18 protein-coding genes and 1 other annotated feature are annotated in these 17044 nt (G+C 34.0%); of the genes, 1 reads left to right on the top strand and 17 read right to left on the bottom strand.

The window, feature by feature from the left end:
* Positions 1 to 75 precede the first annotated feature (75 nt).
* From ACWG42_RS06925 to ACWG42_RS06895, 7 genes are all read right to left on the bottom strand, one after another.
* Positions 76 to 1455, bottom strand: coding sequence for a hypothetical protein (locus tag ACWG42_RS06925; RefSeq protein WP_455791121.1), 1380 nt, complete (start codon positions 1453 to 1455; stop codon positions 76 to 78).
* Positions 1436 to 2329: an ABC transporter ATP-binding protein gene (locus tag ACWG42_RS06920; protein ID WP_455791120.1), complete on the bottom strand. Its 894-nt coding sequence runs from the start codon at positions 2327 to 2329 to the stop codon at positions 1436 to 1438. Before ACWG42_RS06920 ends, ACWG42_RS06925 begins: the two co-directional genes overlap by 20 nt.
* Positions 2322 to 2696: a GntR family transcriptional regulator gene (locus ACWG42_RS06915; RefSeq protein WP_455791119.1), complete on the bottom strand. Its 375-nt coding sequence runs from the start codon at positions 2694 to 2696 to the stop codon at positions 2322 to 2324. The genes ACWG42_RS06920 and ACWG42_RS06915 overlap by 8 nt, the downstream gene beginning before the upstream one ends.
* Positions 2697 to 2849: 153 nt before the next feature.
* Entirely contained in the window at positions 2850 to 4802 is a 1953-nt protein-coding gene (metG, locus tag ACWG42_RS06910; protein WP_455791118.1) for a methionine--tRNA ligase, read from the bottom strand.
* Between the two features lie 37 nt (positions 4803 to 4839).
* Positions 4840 to 5039, bottom strand: a binding site (T-box leader).
* A gap of 55 nt (positions 5040 to 5094) precedes the next feature.
* Positions 5095 to 6150, bottom strand: a complete 1056-nt coding sequence (locus ACWG42_RS06905) for an ArsR/SmtB family transcription factor (RefSeq protein WP_455791116.1) — start codon at positions 6148 to 6150, stop codon at positions 5095 to 5097.
* 13 nt (positions 6151 to 6163) lie between these two features.
* Positions 6164 to 7408, bottom strand: a complete 1245-nt coding sequence (locus ACWG42_RS06900; RefSeq protein ID WP_455791115.1) for an MFS transporter — start codon at positions 7406 to 7408, stop codon at positions 6164 to 6166.
* 102 nt (positions 7409 to 7510) lie between these two features.
* The gene (locus tag ACWG42_RS06895) at positions 7511 to 8998 is read right to left on the bottom strand and encodes an RDD family protein (RefSeq protein WP_455791114.1); all 1488 of its coding nucleotides are present in this window, start codon (positions 8996 to 8998) and stop codon (positions 7511 to 7513) included.
* Between the two features lie 199 nt (positions 8999 to 9197).
* On the opposite strand from ACWG42_RS06895, the gene ACWG42_RS06890 reads away from it, so the two are divergent.
* Positions 9198 to 9884: a VanZ family protein gene (locus ACWG42_RS06890; protein WP_455791113.1), complete on the top strand. Its 687-nt coding sequence runs from the start codon at positions 9198 to 9200 to the stop codon at positions 9882 to 9884.
* Between the two features lie 25 nt (positions 9885 to 9909).
* Here the strand turns inward: ACWG42_RS06890 and ACWG42_RS06885 are convergent, their stop codons facing one another.
* From ACWG42_RS06885 to ACWG42_RS06840, 10 genes are all read right to left on the bottom strand, one after another.
* Complete coding sequence (locus ACWG42_RS06885; RefSeq protein WP_455791112.1) at positions 9910 to 10305, bottom strand: PTS sugar transporter subunit IIA domain-containing protein; 396 nt, start codon at positions 10303 to 10305, stop codon at positions 9910 to 9912.
* On the bottom strand, positions 10302 to 11102 hold the full coding sequence (locus tag ACWG42_RS06880; RefSeq protein WP_455791111.1) for a BtpA/SgcQ family protein: 801 nt from the start codon (positions 11100 to 11102) through the stop codon (positions 10302 to 10304). Before ACWG42_RS06880 ends, ACWG42_RS06885 begins: the two co-directional genes overlap by 4 nt.
* The gene (locus tag ACWG42_RS06875) at positions 11102 to 12082 is read right to left on the bottom strand and encodes a hypothetical protein (RefSeq protein WP_455791110.1); all 981 of its coding nucleotides are present in this window, start codon (positions 12080 to 12082) and stop codon (positions 11102 to 11104) included. The genes ACWG42_RS06880 and ACWG42_RS06875 overlap by 1 nt, the downstream gene beginning before the upstream one ends.
* 1 nt (position 12083) lies before the next feature.
* On the bottom strand, positions 12084 to 12806 hold the full coding sequence (locus ACWG42_RS06870) for an amidohydrolase family protein (RefSeq protein WP_455791109.1): 723 nt from the start codon (positions 12804 to 12806) through the stop codon (positions 12084 to 12086).
* A gap of 17 nt (positions 12807 to 12823) precedes the next feature.
* Positions 12824 to 13639: a PTS system mannose/fructose/sorbose family transporter subunit IID gene (locus ACWG42_RS06865; RefSeq protein ID WP_455791108.1), complete on the bottom strand. Its 816-nt coding sequence runs from the start codon at positions 13637 to 13639 to the stop codon at positions 12824 to 12826.
* Between the two features lie 4 nt (positions 13640 to 13643).
* Positions 13644 to 14396, bottom strand: a complete 753-nt coding sequence (locus ACWG42_RS06860) for a PTS mannose/fructose/sorbose/N-acetylgalactosamine transporter subunit IIC (protein ID WP_455791107.1) — start codon at positions 14394 to 14396, stop codon at positions 13644 to 13646.
* Between the two features lie 27 nt (positions 14397 to 14423).
* The gene (locus tag ACWG42_RS06855; protein WP_455791106.1) at positions 14424 to 14891 is read right to left on the bottom strand and encodes a PTS system mannose/fructose/N-acetylgalactosamine-transporter subunit IIB; all 468 of its coding nucleotides are present in this window, start codon (positions 14889 to 14891) and stop codon (positions 14424 to 14426) included.
* Position 14892: 1 nt separating this feature from the next.
* Entirely contained in the window at positions 14893 to 15633 is a 741-nt protein-coding gene (locus ACWG42_RS06850; protein ID WP_455791196.1) for an amidohydrolase family protein, read from the bottom strand.
* 238 nt (positions 15634 to 15871) lie between these two features.
* Positions 15872 to 16648 carry a GntR family transcriptional regulator gene (locus tag ACWG42_RS06845; RefSeq protein WP_455791104.1) on the bottom strand — a complete coding sequence of 259 codons (777 nt, stop codon included), beginning with the start codon at positions 16646 to 16648 and terminating at the stop codon, positions 15872 to 15874.
* A 248-nt stretch (positions 16649 to 16896) separates the two neighbouring features.
* Positions 16897 to 17034: a transposase gene (locus ACWG42_RS06840; RefSeq protein ID WP_455791195.1), complete on the bottom strand. Its 138-nt coding sequence runs from the start codon at positions 17032 to 17034 to the stop codon at positions 16897 to 16899.
* Positions 17035 to 17044: the final 10 nt, after the last annotated feature.

Below are 17044 nucleotides of genomic sequence, written 5' to 3'. Positions count from 1 at the left end.
TGCTATATCATTATAACAACACTTATAAAATTACGCAAGAGGAATTTATCATAATTTGAAGTCAAAATAGTAATACTATTTCTTTATTTCTTCAATGTTATTCAACAAATTTTCTAATTCAGTTTTATACATACTGTAATTGCGATGGATTTCTCTTCCATCTTTCAAATCATACTCGATGTATATTTCTATTTGATCGATTCCCATTGTTTCAGTGCTGTCTTTCATTAGCCTCTCATGTAAATCTAAAAATGCGGATAGGTCTTTTTGAGAGGATACATTAAATTCATAATACCCATTGTCTGACTCCATAGAATACTCCATAATTTCCACATTTGCAGATATCACATTTCCAAGTGATGGAACTTCTTTTACCAATCCAAACGCCTTCGTTTGTTGAAACATAAAGCTAAAACCAAAGACGGATATACAAATACAGCCAAAGAATAAGATGTCTTTTAAGCGTAATTTGATTTTACGATTCGCAAAGAATATCATAATGATATATAGAATAAATATGATAATCGTAGGCGCAACTATGGATACATCTAAGGCAAACGCGAGTAATACAAAAGAAATCGTTGATGCCATAATCACAAATGGATACGTACATAAAGCCGTTGAACGTTGTTCTGCATCTTCTTCTCTACGTGCAATGTATGCCTTTCTAGCAATATAGAAAACAAACACACCTATCAATATCCATAATATAGAATACATAATTATTTCTATTGTCGTAATAGATAATAAATAATTATTACCTTCTATACAATAAGAGAGTGCCACAAAAGGATATAATATAAAGGTGATAATTTTTTCAGCAAAAACTAGTTCATTAGCGATATTAATATAGCTTACGAATACTTGTAAGAAGTTAGAACTTAAATATATCCCTAGGGACATAATCATAAAAATTGGCAAGACAACATAAGCTCCTGAAATAATAATAGAGTCTAATAAATTATTACATTTTAGGACTAAAAAGGTAAAGAATGAGTATAGGACTAAAAATGAAATTGTTAATGTACCAAAGAAACCCAATGCAGAAATAATTAAGTTAGGATTTCCTATACATACAATAAATGTTGCCACAAATCCATTGATATACAAGGGAATAAGCGCTAATACTGCACCAAGTATATAATGTACTATAAATTGATGGCTTCTTTTAATTGGCAAGGAAAAGTATAAGTCGCAACTTTGTTTCCTGTGCAAGTAACGAAAGATATAAAGCGGAGTCCCTATGGAAAGTACAAACATAATGAAAATCGACATAGATGCAATTGTAGTAAAGTATTCTCTTCCATGACTCAAATCCCTCAAAGAATTCGCTTCGTTATATACAACAAATGGAATAAGGATAAACATGATAATCATTTCAAGAATGAAGACTCTAAGATTGCTCTTCGCAAAATACGTTACATAACGCTTAATTTCATTCGTCATATTCGCCATACCCCTTTTCTTTCATTTCATATAAGAATAATTCTTCTAAGTTTACATCTAGAACCTCTTTCATAAGTGGATGCATAGAATCTAGATAATTGCTTATTTTTTCTATATTTCCACGCACCACAATATTTACAACACGTGATTGTATCTGAATGGATAATAAATCCAATTCTGAAAAATCTTCTTTTTTCACTTCTTCTTTAAACGCAAGTTGAATCTTATGCAGATTATCTTTTGCTTCATCAATATATCCAGAAGTATTAATTTGTCCATTTTCTAATATACCGAAGGTATCACAGATATCTTCTAGTTCACGTAAGTTATGGGAAGATATGATAATCGTAATATTGGAATCTTCCAAAAGCTCCGCAACTGCGCGTTTGAAGATTAAACGCATCATTGGATCCAACCCATCAAATGCTTCATCTAGATATAAATACTTAGGACGAATTGCTAATGCAATCGCAATGAATGCTTGACGCTTCATTCCCTTGGAAAAATTCTTCATCTGCTTTTTTTCATTCAGACGAAATGTTTGAATATAGCGATTATAAGCGTCCTCATCAAAGGAAGGATACCAAGCTTGATAAAAGTCTTTCATATCCTTTATGGTCGCATTCATGAAGAAGAATGGATCATCGCTTAATAACATAATCTCTTTCTTAGCCTCTGGATTATCGAAGACAACCTCATTATCAATCAAAACATTTCCAATCTCTGGTTTAATGATTCCTGCCATAATTTTTAAAAGAGTAGATTTACCTGCACCATTTGGACCAATCAAGCCATAGATACTTCCTTCTTTTATTTCTAAGTTTACATCTGAAAGTACGACTGATTCTGCAAAATTCTTTGTTAATGAACGTACCTTAATCATTCTCTATCCCCTCCTTATAAACATCTTGAATTACATTTAGTAATTCTTCTTTTTGAATATGATGCTGTTTCATTTCTTTTACAGAAGTTTGAAAATCAAGGAGTTTTTGCGCCTTAATCAATTGGCCTGTTTCGTTATCACTAACAAAACATCCCTTGCCTTTTTCTGTATAGATATAACCTTGTTCTTCCAATTCTTGATATGCTTTTGAAACTGTATTGGGATTTACACCTATCTGTGTTGCTAAAGATCGTACACTTGGTAATTGATCATTAGCGGATAAGATTCCGATGGATATGAACTCCAAAATTTGTTTCTTAAGTTGTTCAAAAATGGGAAGCTTGCTGTGCGTATCAACAACAAACATAGTATCGCCTCCAACTGTATTAGTGTACTACTTACACTAATACAGTACATCATTATTCGAGATGTGTCAACATTAATATTCAACTAAAATTTTTAATCACAGGAATTATGCCTAAAGAGATTAAAAAAAATGCAGAAAATTCTGCATTTTTACTTAACTAACTTTTGTTCCATTAGGAAGATCTTTTAAGATCGTAACAATATCCAAGTCTTCTTTTGTACTCGCGCAAAGAATCATTCCTTGACTCTCTACCCCACGTAAGTTAACTGGTTTCAAATTTGTGACAACAATTACTTTCTTACCAACAACTTCATCAGCAGTAAAAGTTCCCGCAATCCCACTTACAATCTGACGTACTTCATCACCGAGATCAATTTTTTCCACTAACAAGCGATCTGCTTTAGGATGCTTTTCTGCGGATAAGATTGTCCCAACTTTCAACTCTACTTTTGTAAAGTCTTCGATTGTGATTTCCTCTTTTCCAGGTGCCTTCTTTTCAGGTTTCGCACTAGTTTCAGCTTGTTTATGATCAGCTTCTAATGTGTCCATAAATTCTTTTGGATCAATACGAGCAAATAGAATACTTGGTTTTGCCTCAACGGTATGACCACATTCTAATTGTCCAAACTCTTTTAAAGAATCCACACTATCTCTAGAAGTACTTAATTGTTCTAGAATCTTCTCTGATGTTTCTGGCATGAAGCTATGCAACAAGACTGCCGCAAAACGAATGCTTTCTAACAGATTATATAGTACAGTTGCTAAACGATCTTTTTGTGCCTCATCTTTTCCAAGTGCCCATGGAGTCGTTTCATCGATATATTTATTACAACGTTTTAATAATGTGAAGATTTCATCAATAGCTTCTCCAACGTGAAGTCCATCCATCTTTTCTTCTACATTGTGTACTGTCGCAATCGCAAGTTCAATCAATTCTGCATCTAATGGATCACCTTCCATTGGATTGGAAATAACTCCATTGAAGTATTTATTCTGCATAGAGATTGTACGATTTACTAAGTTACCAAGAACATTTGCTAAATCTGAATTGATACGTTCTACTAATAGATCCCATGTAATAGTACCATCTTGTGCAAATGGCATTTCATGCAATACAAAGTAACGAACAGCATCTACTCCGAAGTATTTTACAAGTTCATCGGCATAAATGGCATTTCCTTTGGATTTTGACATTTTTCCATCTCCAACTAATAGCCATGGATGACCGAATACTTGTTTTGGAAGTGGTTCATTTAATGCCATTAACATAATTGGCCAATAGATAGTATGAAAGCGTAAGATATCTTTTCCTATGATATGCACATCCGCTGGCCAGAACTTCTTATAGTTCTCTCCATGATTACCATCCACATCAAAACCAAGAGATGTAATATAATTGCTTAATGCATCAATCCATACATAGACCACATGATCAGGATCAAAATCTACAGGGATTCCCCATTTAAAAGATGTTCTAGAAACACATAAATCTTGTAATCCTGGTTTCAAGAAGTTATTGATCATTTCATTCTTACGAGATTCTGGCTGAATAAATTCAGGATGTTCCTCAATATGTTGAATCAATTTATCTGCATATTTTTGTAAGTTGAAAAAGTAAGCTTCTTCCGTTGCCTTATGAACTTCTCCACCACAATCGGGACACTTTCCATCCACAAGTTGGCTCTCCGTCCAAAAAGATTCACATGGAGTACAATACATTCCTTCGTATTTACTCTTATAAATATCTCCTTGTTCATAAAGCTTCTTAAATATTTTTTGAACTTGTAGTTCATGATAATCATCTGTCGTACGTACAAAATAATCATACGATGTATTCATCATATCGAAGTTATCTTTTACAATTTTTGCGACACCATCCACAAATTCCTTTGGTGTGATGCCAGCTTCTTTCGCTTTTTCTTCAATTTTTTGTCCATGTTCATCTGTTCCTGTTTGAAAGAACACATCATACCCTTGTTGACGTTTGTATCTTGCGATTGCATCCGTCAAAACAATTTCATATGTATTCCCAATATGCGGTCTACCTGACGTATAAGCGATTGCCGTTGTGATATAATACTTCCCTTTTTTACATTCATTACACATAATCATTACCTCCTTATTAGATATAAAAAAACTTCCGCCAAAGGACGAAAGTTCGCGTTACCACCTTTATTCGTATGCAAGCATACCTCAAATCGTTAACGCCGATTTACGTTCTTTCTTAATTATTCAGAAAAACGGTTCTAGGTCCATGTTCTCTCTATCCCAATGTTGGACTTTCACCAAATGTCCACTCTCTACGCAATGTTTTAGAAATACTCTTCCTATCTTAACCTTTAACAGTATTATATAGAATTCTTATGAAGAACACAAGATAAATATGGATTTCTTGTGCTTATTCATTTAATAAACGTTCCTTTACTTGTTGTAGGAAAGTCCTTAGATAATCCTTATTTAAATCATAATAGAGTTTGTTGTTACTTTTTTCATAAGTTACAAGTTGTGCACATAAGAGTGCTTGCATATGATATGAAATCGTTGGAGTTGATAGTTTTAACTCTTGTGCAATCTGTGCTCCATAAGCTTTATCTTGTGCAATAAAACGCAAAATATCAAACTTGCTTTTATCGCTGATAAGCTTTAACGTACTACAAATATCTTCATCACGAATATTTGCATCAGCACAAATTCTACGATATGCCCCTATTCCGTATAAGATACATTCTTTCCCTTCTTTTTGATCAATAAAACTAATCGTTTTACAGGCTGCTACAGAAGGAATCAAATAAATTTCTTCATTTGTTGTATAGTAACCGATTGCCTGCGTCAATGACTCGGAAAATCCCTTTTCTTTTGCCTGTTCAATTTCTTCTCTATAAACACTTAGAAATTCATCATAAAGATCTTGATGCTTCTCAAGAATGGAAATACTACATTCCACCATATCGTTCAATACATTACAAATTTGAGGAATTTCATTTTGTAAGGAATATAGTTTCCATTTCACTTCATCACTTATTAATAATTCATTCATCGCCTGCATATATTGTGACATTTCCATATTTTCTTCAATCGGCTGTCCTTTTTCGCTTTCAAGAAATTCATCTAATATACGAATGGGGGACTCTAAATAGTATGCTTCAAAATCTTGTAGTTGTTTCTTATAGTCCGTACCTAGAAAATCTAACTTCCCAAATAAGAGTGCCTTTACTGGAGATATACATTTTTCTGGATTGATATAGGTAAACAGAAAGACTTGATCTGCATATTTCTTCATAAATGTTTCCCCTATACACTTGCAGACTTCTCTCAAATGTTGTATTGTCTTTTTTTCTTGATCATTTACACAAAAACGTTCAAGTCCACTAAAATATTCTCCATGATTTACAAATTGTTCTATAAAACTTACACACTCATATATGATTTGAGTTTGCATTCTATAATCAGCCATTCCACTTACCTCACTATATGTCTTTGATAGACTTTACGAACATCATACCAATAAAGATAAGAATTGTAAACACGCCAAAGCTCGTGAATATTGTGGGGACATCCACATAGTTGCTAATTCCACTCATAATAAAAGACAATATTGGCATGCCCAGTATTGCGAGGGCACCATAGATGGCACTAGCTCTCGCAAGATATGATTTCTCCACATTCTCCATAAGAACAACTCCATTCATCGCAATCATCGCTCCTAAAAAAATACCAAAAATAACATTGATTATAACAATCGAAATCATCACTAAAATCAAGCTACTCAATAAGGAAATCCCGGTAAGAGTGATATAATAAATTCCAATCGCAACTCCTCCGCCTAATAAGATCATTCGATTACTAATGACCTTATGAATGTATGGATATAGAAATGCTCCAATCGCAATACCAATACTCATTCCCATCGACATCATCGATAAGACATATGCTGGTGCGTTAAGTGTACCGTTGATATAAGGAGCCTGAAAGGAGTTAATAGGCACAAGCGCCATATTTAGAATACACGCAATCATACAAATCGTGAATAATATTCTTGATTTTACAAGGTAGCGTAATCCATCTTTCAGATCTGAAATGCATACCTTTATATTCTTAAGTACTGTACTTGTAGTTTTTTGTATTTCTTCTTTCACTGGAACACCTGAAATGATAGCGGCACAAAAGAAGAACGTCAACATATCAATTATGATTGCTCCTTGAATTCCAAAAGTCGCAATAATCACACCAGCCAAACCAAGTCCTACAAGTTCACAAATACGAGAACTTGATTGATTAAATGATAAACCAAATTCATAATATTCTTCCTTTAAAATCAAAGGTAAAAAACACGTAGTGGCTGGTGAACGAAAAGCCTCAAATGTATTATTTATAAACGTGATTCCAAGTAATACCCATGGAGATAAGTTATTTCCCAGGTAAAGTATCAGAATGAACGCTGTCATAATTCCTCGTGCAATATCACAAACAACAATCACTCTTTTCTTAGATAGGCGTTCTACAATGGCACCAGCAATTGGTTGTACAACAATGTTTGGCAATAAGTTAACACCAAGCACAATAGCAGACCATGCTGCAGAGTTTGTAATTGCATAGACGAGCCAACTAAACGCAATCGCATCCACAGAATCCCCAAAGCGATTGATTAAGTTTGCAAAAATACTTCGCATGAATAATTTTTGTTTAAATATAATACGATATCCTTGTTTCATACTCATCTACCTCCGGTATTAGACATCTATATAATACCATATATTCGATGAATGTCAAACATTGTTATTAGATAAATAAAAAAGGATGAATATTTCATCATCCTATGCTTTGGCTTCTATAAATTCTTCTATAATTCGTTGTGCATCTTTAGGACAATGGAATTCTCCCATTTGAACGCCACCATCTTCATTGTAGAATCCACTACCACCAGTAATAAATAGTTTATGCTTCATTGCATATTGCAACAAGTCTGCCATTTCTTTTTTGCTATGAGCTGGATGGAATACTTCAATACCTTCGATGCCCATACCAATTGCTTCATTCATTAACTGTTCTCCATTTGTTAATAGTTTTCCTGGATATGCAAGTACTGCCACACCTTCTGTTAAATGGATAACATCTAACACATCCTCCAACAATGGATATTTTACTGCTACATAACAAGGTTTTCCATAGGCAAAGAAATCCTTCACCAAATTGCGTACCGCTTGCTCTTTTTTACTTCCCATAAGATATGGTTGTAAAAGTGGACAATCTTCATACTCTGAACGAGTTAATACATGTTTTGCGATAAGTTCTCCAGGAATCTTTTGGAAACGATTGTTTTTTAATAAGCGATCAATATCAATACGTTGACCTAGTAGTTTTTCAAATTTACGCACACGTTCGATACTTGCATTCTTTTCATTTACTAAGCTTTCATTTTCAATAGTTGCGAATAATTCATTATTGTATTGGATAAAATATGCTAATACACGAATACGGTATCCATGTAAATCACAGTTAATCTCAATACCTGGAACATAGTTTACATGGTACAGTTTACTCATACGCATCGCAATGCTATTTTGTTTTGCACAATCAAGATCTGTAATTGAAATAGTTTTTAAGTTTTTCTTCGCAGCCATCTGGAAAATTTCTTCTATATTATATTCCCCATTTACACTAAAATTAGAGTGCAAATGAAGATCGAATCTACAGTTTTCCATAACCACTTTCTTAGGAGTGATTACTTGTGTACCTTCAACTGATCTCTTGGAAACTTGTACATTTTCCACAAGACCCACAACGCTTGTACCAAAGATAAAATCTACAAGTGTGCGTTGTTTATTATTTAGAATCAAAACGATAGCATTGATTCCCCAATAGAATACAACTCCAAAAGCATTAAAGAAAATCATTAACACAACAAAAGGAATATCGAATCCAACAACTTCTCTTAAAATCAATTTCCCTTTTGAGGCATTTTTTCCGTTCTTTGAAATCACTTTATACTTGAACATACGCATTCCTAAGCTTTGTCCACCTGTTTGCGTATATATATAAGCATTCAAACAAAGGATTGTACATACCAATAGGATACCTATGATAATATTTACAATTACGATTCCAGAGACACTTACGATACTTCCTAGAACTGCCATCATGATAATATCCCATATCATAATAGGCGCCAACATCACAATAACATCCACTGCAAAAGAGAAAAAACGGTTGACTAGATCAGATTTATTTAACAATCGATAGCCCTTTTCTTCATAGTACTGTTTTATGTTAATGGAATTAGCAGATTTATCTTTCTGTTTCATATGGATCACCTGTTTACTTTCATTTATTAACGTATGTAAAATCATATATAATTATGATTTTGAACATAATATACAATGATATTATACTACAGAATCGCGATTTGTATATGCCATTTCTATTATTAAGGAAATGTTAAGCTTTTTGTTCTTGTTAAGTGAATCAATATTTTGTATGATAAGAAAACAAGGGAGGCAGCTTATGAAAATATCTAAAAAAAACATTTCTACTGCAGTATGTTGCATAGCTGCCATTAGCTTTACCATCCTATATTTTTACTTATTTATTTTTCATATGAATGATTTTATACATACCTCCACCTTATTCAACATAGCCGTAATTATTACATTATCAACGTTTCTATCTGTTTACCTTCTTCGCAAAAATAATTTCCTTCTTGTACAAAAAAAACACATGTGGTACTTTATCTTCATTATCTATTTGGTCTTCTTGGCATATCTCTTATTCTTTTCCAAAAACTTTAACAGAAGAGGATTGTATGTTCAAAGTTTAGATGAGTACCTGTCTTATTTGCGAAGTACATGGGAATATGGTGTAAATTTGAAACCTTTTTCTTCTATCGATGATATGTTAACGGTTTATAATGATCAAGCATATGGACAATATTCGTTCGTTAATATATTTGGAAATTTGATTGCGTTTATGCCCTTTGCGTTCTTTATGAAGGTCATAAATAAAAATATAACCTTTTTGCGGTTTTTAGGAATTATCAGTATTGTAGTCGCATGTGTAGAGATACTTCAATTTCTAAGTGGAACTGGGGCAATGGATATAGATGATTTCATTTTAAATGTGGTTGGTTCTATGAGCGTCTTTTGCATTTTAAAAGTTCCCTTTCTTCATAAAGGAATGGATATGATACGTTAAAAAGAAGGTTTCGATAACCTTCTTTTTATAATTCTAATTTGATTTCCATTAACGCATCTTTTGCGTTTTCAGTTGCTTTCTCGATTAATGCATCTATATCATCTGTATAATCCTTTCCTAATACAAGTTCCAACATAAGGGGGAAGTTTATTCCTGTCATTGCCTTTACATGTGGATACTTTACGGTTGCTAATGCAGCAGCTTTGAATGGAGATCCACCAGGTAAATCTGTTAACACGATAATATGATCCATATTCATATCCTCTATCATTTGATTGAGCGTATCACATAGGTCTTCAAACGAAGTTCCCTCAAGAAAATCGATACAACGTAATTCTTCACAATCTCCATTTAATAACATCATTGCACTATTCATACCTGTGGCAAAATTACCATGACCGCTTACTATGATTCCTATCATTTTTTATCATTCCTTTTTTCTCGCGCACGATGAACTGCATGCATAAATGTTTCTGCTCGTTTTGCGTCAATTGGATTTTTCATATCTCCATTTTTAACCCACGTAGCCACAGAGACACCATCATAATATCCCAATAATTCTTCGATGTTTTCTCCAGTAGCTCCACCACCAAGGATGACTGGTATTCCTGGCACCCTTTTCTTAACAGCTTGTACCATTTCTAGACTTTCTTCCGCTGTCTTACCAGAGACGAACAAACCATCTGCAAACCCTTCATGAACCGCTTCCCAAGCCGCAAAATCAACTGGTTTTGCACCTAGTGGTATTCCATGAATTTCTTGGATATCCGCATACACTGGAATCTTCGATAAAATTCGTTTTCTTAGATTCGCAATTTCTACACACTGCCCTTCCAAAAAGCCTGCACTAGTAACACTAGCTCCTGTAAACAAATGTTCTACTCTTACAAAATCTGCTTGAATTGCATCCGCAACCGCAAGACTAGCAACACCATCCCAATTTACTAAGATACCTAGCACTAGTTTTGGATATGCTTGTTTAATCTCAAAAGCGATTCTTGTCATATAAGCAATTGCTTCAGGATTCGCCTGTTGTTTTACAGGCATATCATTCATATTTTGAAGAATTACTCCATCAAAACCATTGTCCACAATCATTTTTGTTTCTTCTAATACTTCTTTTACAATGGTATCAATCGTTTTATCCACATGACGATAACTCCCTGGTAAAGGGGATGGTTGAATCATCGCAAAAGCCGTACAGTTTGGTTTAAACATTACAATCCTCCTTTCAAATCCTTCATATAATTCATACAAACCTCGTACATAGCGCCACTTGGAATGACGCCTTCCTCTGTAATAAATGCTCGTATAAACTGAGGTGCTACCCCAACTAATTCTGGAGTGAGATAATCGATATCAACACCTATATTATCTGGATCAGCTATTTCTTGTAGTTTTTCTTTTAAATCGTTGTATACCAATGGTTTCTCTTTCCCATAAACTGGTCGTATATCTGTTTTTATAAGGGGGGAAATAAAGTACAATGGAATTTTATAATAGTCGCATAGCACTCCTACGATATCAGAACCAGTTGTATTATAGCCTGTTCCATCAGGTAATAATGTTTCTGCACCCATAAAAACTCCATCACAGTCTTTCATATAGTACATTAAAGAAGCATCTGGAATAAAATGCACCTTATGACCACGTTCCACACATGCCTTCACAAAAGGTTTTCCACCATTGATAATTCTACTCTCTGCAATATAGATAAGTTTTTCTCCCTTTATATTACGAAGAAATGCTTCCACGGAGCTTGAATAATCAAACACTAGAATACGTTCCATTCGATTCCCTATCTCGATGGCATATCCTACCGCAAGTTCACTCGCAGCTTTTGCTTTTTGATGATATTGATTCTTTATATCGATGATATCATGAACCGCTTGTGATACACCTTTATGTACATGTTCATGAAGCCCTTGTATCATAACATATATTGCATTTGTGATTGCCTGACTCGCTTCGCCACGTGTATGTATAAAGTAATTTGTTAATTCTTCTATATTCTCAATTAAATCTTTTGTTGTAACATTTGAAGATAATGCCTGTGAACAGATATCTTCTATCATTTCCCCTATCATTTTAATATGTGTGCTCGCTCCCAACACGCGTTGATATACAATATCATCAAACATTTGTTGATACGTTTCACTCAAACAAGAGCGAGCCTTTTCTTTATTTATTAGGTACATATCAACTACCTCTTTGCAATAAAGATTGTGCATTTTCATGTTGTATCTTATACAAATCATCTTCTTTTATATCAAAGAGTTCAAACACTTCAATTGCACTCCTTGTAAGTCTTTCCGGATAACAACTACCAAATAAAATCTTTTGCGAAGGCAATTGTTCAAACGCTTTGCGTAAAATTTGTAGTTCATACTGATTGCTTGTCTCCACAAGTGCATTTGGATACTTTTTCACCATATCGATACAACCATATCCATAATCAAAGCATCCCATATGCAAGAAGATAAAGTTTATATCTGGATACTTTTCCACATAACGAACCCATTGTTGAGGTAAACTTTTTGCCCCTAGACCACTGAAGATTTTCACAGGTAGTTTATGTTTGTTAATTTCTTCAAATATAGAATCTAATGTTGCACAATGATCAGGATAATATCCATGTTCAAATGAATTAAACTCAATCATTTTAATATAAGGCATAGATAGAGCATCTTTGATATCCTCTAATGCTGTACATAAACAAGGATTGATGATTGCACACCCTACGAAACGATCTGGATATTTCTTTATGGCATCCGCAATCAAATGATTGTATTTTTGTATTTCATCATATGCTAGATATGAAATAACACGCTTATCTATAGAATAACGATCCATATCTGTAAGCAATTCATCAAAATCTAATTCACCATCTAACAGATTGATATGTGAATGAATATCAATCATCTTTCACCACTCCTTTCTTAACCTAAGATACCGGCATACACTGCTAATACTGCAACTACCATTGTTATAAAGATCAATTTGATAGCGGAAACTTTTTTCTTTGTAATTAAATAATACATTAAGAATGTATATGCTAAACCTAATACTCCTGGCATTAAACCATCTAATGTTTCTTGAATATTGATAACTGTTTCTCCAGATTTAATTTCAATTGGCACAGACATAACTACAAGTGCTGGAATGAAGCCTCCAACAATGGTATACGCTGCGATTGCCGCAATATCTGTAACCTTATTGATCAATCCACTTGAATTGATTTTTTCTACTAACTTAATACCTTGTTTATATCCTTGAAATACACCTAGATAACGTGTTCCTAATGATACAATACTCATACCTACCACAAACATAATTGGTCCAACCCAACCTAAACCAGCATTTACTAAAGAAATCGCTAAACTTGCTAGAATTGGTCTTGCAGTACCATTTAACAATGAATCTCCTAAACCTGCCAAAGGACCCATTAACGCTGTCTTTACTGCATTGATAGAACTTGGATCCATATCTGGATCATTGGCATGCATTTCTTCCATAGCCGCTGCCACACCCACTGGAATAGCAGAAGTGATATCGTTGGTAAGAAAGTATTCCATATGACGTTCATAAGCTTCTCTTTTGTCATCGTCATTATCATAAACTTTTTCAATAACAGGCATCATCGCTTGTGTAAAGCCTGCATTCTGTTGACGTTCATAGTTATTGGCACCACGAATTGTAAGTTGATTAAAGAATACGTGCCATAAATCTTTTCTTGTAAGTTTTTTCTGTCCCATACATTTACTCCTTTTCTTTCGTATCTGCTAATTTGAAATAATAGTACAAAGCAGAGAATACAACTGCCAACATTGCAATACCGATCATATTGATATGTAAGTAAGCAGCAAAGAAGAATCCTAAGAATAAGAATGGCCACATAGTAGTATTCTTAATTGAACTTAGTAATAACGCAAACCCTACAGCACCTACCATATTACCACCTACAGATAAACCAGTAATAATTTTATCTGGTATTGCCTGAATGATAGAAGCTACAAAATCTGAACCATAATATACTGCTAAGAACGTTGGTACACCATATAATATTGCATTCATGACCATGGTTAAGATAATATTATTCATAATCAAACCACGTACATTTAATTTTTCAATTGCGCGTTCCGCTCTATGCATAAACCAAACATTGATAACTGAGTTTTGTACTGTTTCCGCAATTTGCCCAATAAAGGAAACTGGCAATGCTGTTGCTACGGCGAGTTCAGTACCACCTCCACCAAGGATTGCGACTGCTGTTGCTATTGCTGTGGAAATGGTTGGATTCGGTGGAACAGCTGTACCCACAAATATAACTGCTAAGAACATCAACTCAACGGTAACACCTACTTGTAACCCTGTTTGAAAATCCCCCATAATAGCCCCTACTACTGGTCCAATGAAGATTGGACGGAAGATATGTGTCTGTGTAGTATGTGCATCTATAAATGCCACTGTAACTGCAACAGCAACAAGTAATGCTTGCATAAATAAGCTCATAATGTAATTTTCTCCTTTTTCTTCTGATTATAATAAGTTCATCAGATTTTGTTTTCGATCTTTTGGTATTGCACGAACTTCAACTTCTACTTTCTCACCAAGCTTTTTCAAATTGCTAACTTCATCTTCATCAACCCAGCAATTATCAAGAATTTTGCGTTTCCCTTTTTTCATATTTAAATTCCCGATATTGATACTATTTACTTCTTTACAAGCATCAATTAAAGTTAGCGCCTGTGCAGGGCCTCTTACTAACAACAACGTTTTTGTATCGCTGGCATCTGTTTCTATTTTTAACTTTGCATCTTCTAAAGACATAATGTCTAACTTCACACTCTTTGGTGTAGCCATCTTCAACAACGACTGTTGTAGGCTATCAGTGGCAGCTTTGTCATCGGCTACCAATATTTGTTTTGCATCAGAGTATGCAATCCATGCAGTTACTACCTGTCCATGAATCAGACGATCATCAATACGAAATATAGTTATATTCATGTTAGTTCTCTCCTTCTAGCTTTTTCTCCCAAAGCTTTTCTGCATTGCGATAAAAGATATCTTCTTTCTCTTCTTCACTTAAACCTAATTCTTCAAATTTACTAATTTCAATATTTACGGGCTTATATGGCCAATCCGTACCAAAGCAAACTCTTTTTGAACCAAGTTCTTTAATTGCACATTTCAAGACGTTGATATCCATTTGTCCAGATGTTTCTACGGATACGTTTGGTAAGTCTTTTATTGCCTGGATAGTAGACATGCCAAATTCATAATATCCAATGTGTGTAAAGACGAAACGTAGATTGGGATGTTTACGCGCATGCTCTGCCCATACATATGGACTTGAAATTGGAGCGGTCCCTACATGTGTTTGTACATGTACACCATAGGTTTCTATCTTTTCAAGAATGGCATCTAGTGCTGGCGTATTATCAGGATAATATCCGTGCTTCCAAGAATGAAATTTTACTGCTTTCATTTTGTACTCACCAAGACATAAGTCCACTTCTTGAAGCGCATCACCATCCTTTGGGTTAATGAAGGCATATCCTTCTATAACGCCAGGATACTCACACATTGCCTGATAAATAAAATCATTTTGGTAACGCGTTGATATCCCCGACAGACAACTAATACCAACCTTTGTGATACCATACTTCTTTAAATCGTTGACGAGTTCACTAGGCGAATTTTCTTCTCCTGAGCTTGTCTTTCCCAAATGGGAATGAATGTCATACATTATCAAAGATTATCCCTCCTGACTTTATCATGATATAACATGTTACAAACATATGTTAACTTATTATAATATGTTTGTCAATAGATATAATTATAATTGTGAAAGTCTTGTATATAAAAATAAAATGTACCCCATAAAATAGGTAGTAGATAGAATGCCCTCAGGCTTCAATTACTAAAACTATTTTAAAGAATACATTGTTCTTTACTCAATTTAAAAAATAATCTTAATGCATCAATTATCCCTTTTTCAACGCAATAACATATTTATACTCATCCGCCTTGTAATCATTGATAGATAATTCCAAAGGACGATTTAAATGATCATAGGTAATACGTTCACGACGAAACACTGGTTCTCCCTCTTTCATATATAATTCTTTCCTTATTGAAGCTGAAGGTATTGCAGCTTCAATCGTTTCAACTGCACGATCGATATGAAAACCTTGTTCTTCATATAAAGCATAGACAGAGGTCTTTTCGTCAAGTTTATCCTCTTCAATCACAACGCCGTGCTCTTGCGATATGAACTGTTCATTTATCCCTATGATTCTACCATTCTTAAGACGAAGTCTTTTTAAGTGATAGACCATAGAACCTTCGCGTAACTGTAAATAGTCACATACTACACCAGATGCAGGTATTTCTTCAAAGTCTAAAATGATGGAAGAAGGACGTTCTCCAAGTTTTACAATATCCTGTGAAAAACTACTCACACCAACCAAGTCTGAATATTTACGCTGTGTCATTACATGAGCGCCTTTTCCCTTTTTGATTTTGATAAAACCAGCTAGTTCAAGATCTTGTAGTGCTCTCCTTATGGTGATTCGTGATACGTTGAATTCATTTTGTAATGAAGCTTCTGAAGGTATTAGTTCATTTTCTTTATATACTCCATTTTCAATTCGTTTTTGAATCTCACGATACACTTGTAGATATAGTGGTGCTTTATGATCAGATGTTTTCATAGAAATCCCCTTTCCATCGTCTTCCTTGATATAAATATAGCATAACATGTTATAAAAAGAAAGATGCCTATTATAACATCTTTCTTTTTACTTATGATTATATTTCCATTTTTTTCTTTTTCAATCCCTAAAGCATGAAAAAAAAGAGGCTGTAACGAAATAGACACATTTGGAAATTCAGATGATGCCTAGGAGGTTACGACCTCTTTTTTTCATATATATGAGTCATATAGGTTAAAATAAGCTCATTAAGCTTAAAAAAGGGTATAAGAAAAATACTTCTATTGTGGAAAACTTTAAGACTGTAGTTTTTGACGATTCTTTTTATTATGATATTTCATAAGATTGAACCCTATACACACCAATTGAAACTCCATTTCTACATTTTTAATGTTTCTTCTATGAAATCGGTCATATTGATTATTCTCTTTTATGACTCCAAAT

The organism is Amedibacillus sp. YH-ame10, assembly GCF_053848885.1.
The sequence above is the reverse complement of the archived record's forward strand: the minus strand, read 5'-3'. Positions and strand labels throughout refer to the sequence as shown.

Bases quoted from the DNA above. Each gene is read 5' to 3' on its own strand.
- ACWG42_RS06925 (WP_455791121.1), bottom strand. From the start codon at position 1,455: ATGGCGAATATGACGAATGAAATTAAGCGTTATGTAACGTATTTTGCG.
- ACWG42_RS06920 (WP_455791120.1), bottom strand. From the start codon at position 2,329: ATGATTAAGGTACGTTCATTAACAAAGAATTTTGCAGAATCAGTCGTA.
- ACWG42_RS06915 (WP_455791119.1), bottom strand. From the start codon at position 2,696: ATGTTTGTTGTTGATACGCACAGCAAGCTTCCCATTTTTGAACAACTT.
- metG (WP_455791118.1), bottom strand. From the start codon at position 4,802: ATGTGTAATGAATGTAAAAAAGGGAAGTATTATATCACAACGGCAATC.
- ACWG42_RS06905 (WP_455791116.1), bottom strand. From the start codon at position 6,150: ATGGCTGATTATAGAATGCAAACTCAAATCATATATGAGTGTGTAAGT.
- ACWG42_RS06900 (WP_455791115.1), bottom strand. From the start codon at position 7,408: ATGAAACAAGGATATCGTATTATATTTAAACAAAAATTATTCATGCGA.
- ACWG42_RS06895 (WP_455791114.1), bottom strand. From the start codon at position 8,998: ATGAAACAGAAAGATAAATCTGCTAATTCCATTAACATAAAACAGTAC.
- ACWG42_RS06890 (WP_455791113.1), top strand. From the start codon at position 9,198: ATGAAAATATCTAAAAAAAACATTTCTACTGCAGTATGTTGCATAGCT.
- ACWG42_RS06885 (WP_455791112.1), bottom strand. From the start codon at position 10,305: ATGATAGGAATCATAGTAAGCGGTCATGGTAATTTTGCCACAGGTATG.
- ACWG42_RS06880 (WP_455791111.1), bottom strand. From the start codon at position 11,102: ATGTTTAAACCAAACTGTACGGCTTTTGCGATGATTCAACCATCCCCT.
- ACWG42_RS06875 (WP_455791110.1), bottom strand. From the start codon at position 12,082: ATGTACCTAATAAATAAAGAAAAGGCTCGCTCTTGTTTGAGTGAAACG.
- ACWG42_RS06870 (WP_455791109.1), bottom strand. From the start codon at position 12,806: ATGATTGATATTCATTCACATATCAATCTGTTAGATGGTGAATTAGAT.
- ACWG42_RS06865 (WP_455791108.1), bottom strand. From the start codon at position 13,639: ATGGGACAGAAAAAACTTACAAGAAAAGATTTATGGCACGTATTCTTT.
- ACWG42_RS06860 (WP_455791107.1), bottom strand. From the start codon at position 14,396: ATGAGCTTATTTATGCAAGCATTACTTGTTGCTGTTGCAGTTACAGTG.
- ACWG42_RS06855 (WP_455791106.1), bottom strand. From the start codon at position 14,891: ATGAATATAACTATATTTCGTATTGATGATCGTCTGATTCATGGACAG.
- ACWG42_RS06850 (WP_455791196.1), bottom strand. From the start codon at position 15,633: ATGTATGACATTCATTCCCATTTGGGAAAGACAAGCTCAGGAGAAGAA.
- ACWG42_RS06845 (WP_455791104.1), bottom strand. From the start codon at position 16,648: ATGTTATGCTATATTTATATCAAGGAAGACGATGGAAAGGGGATTTCT.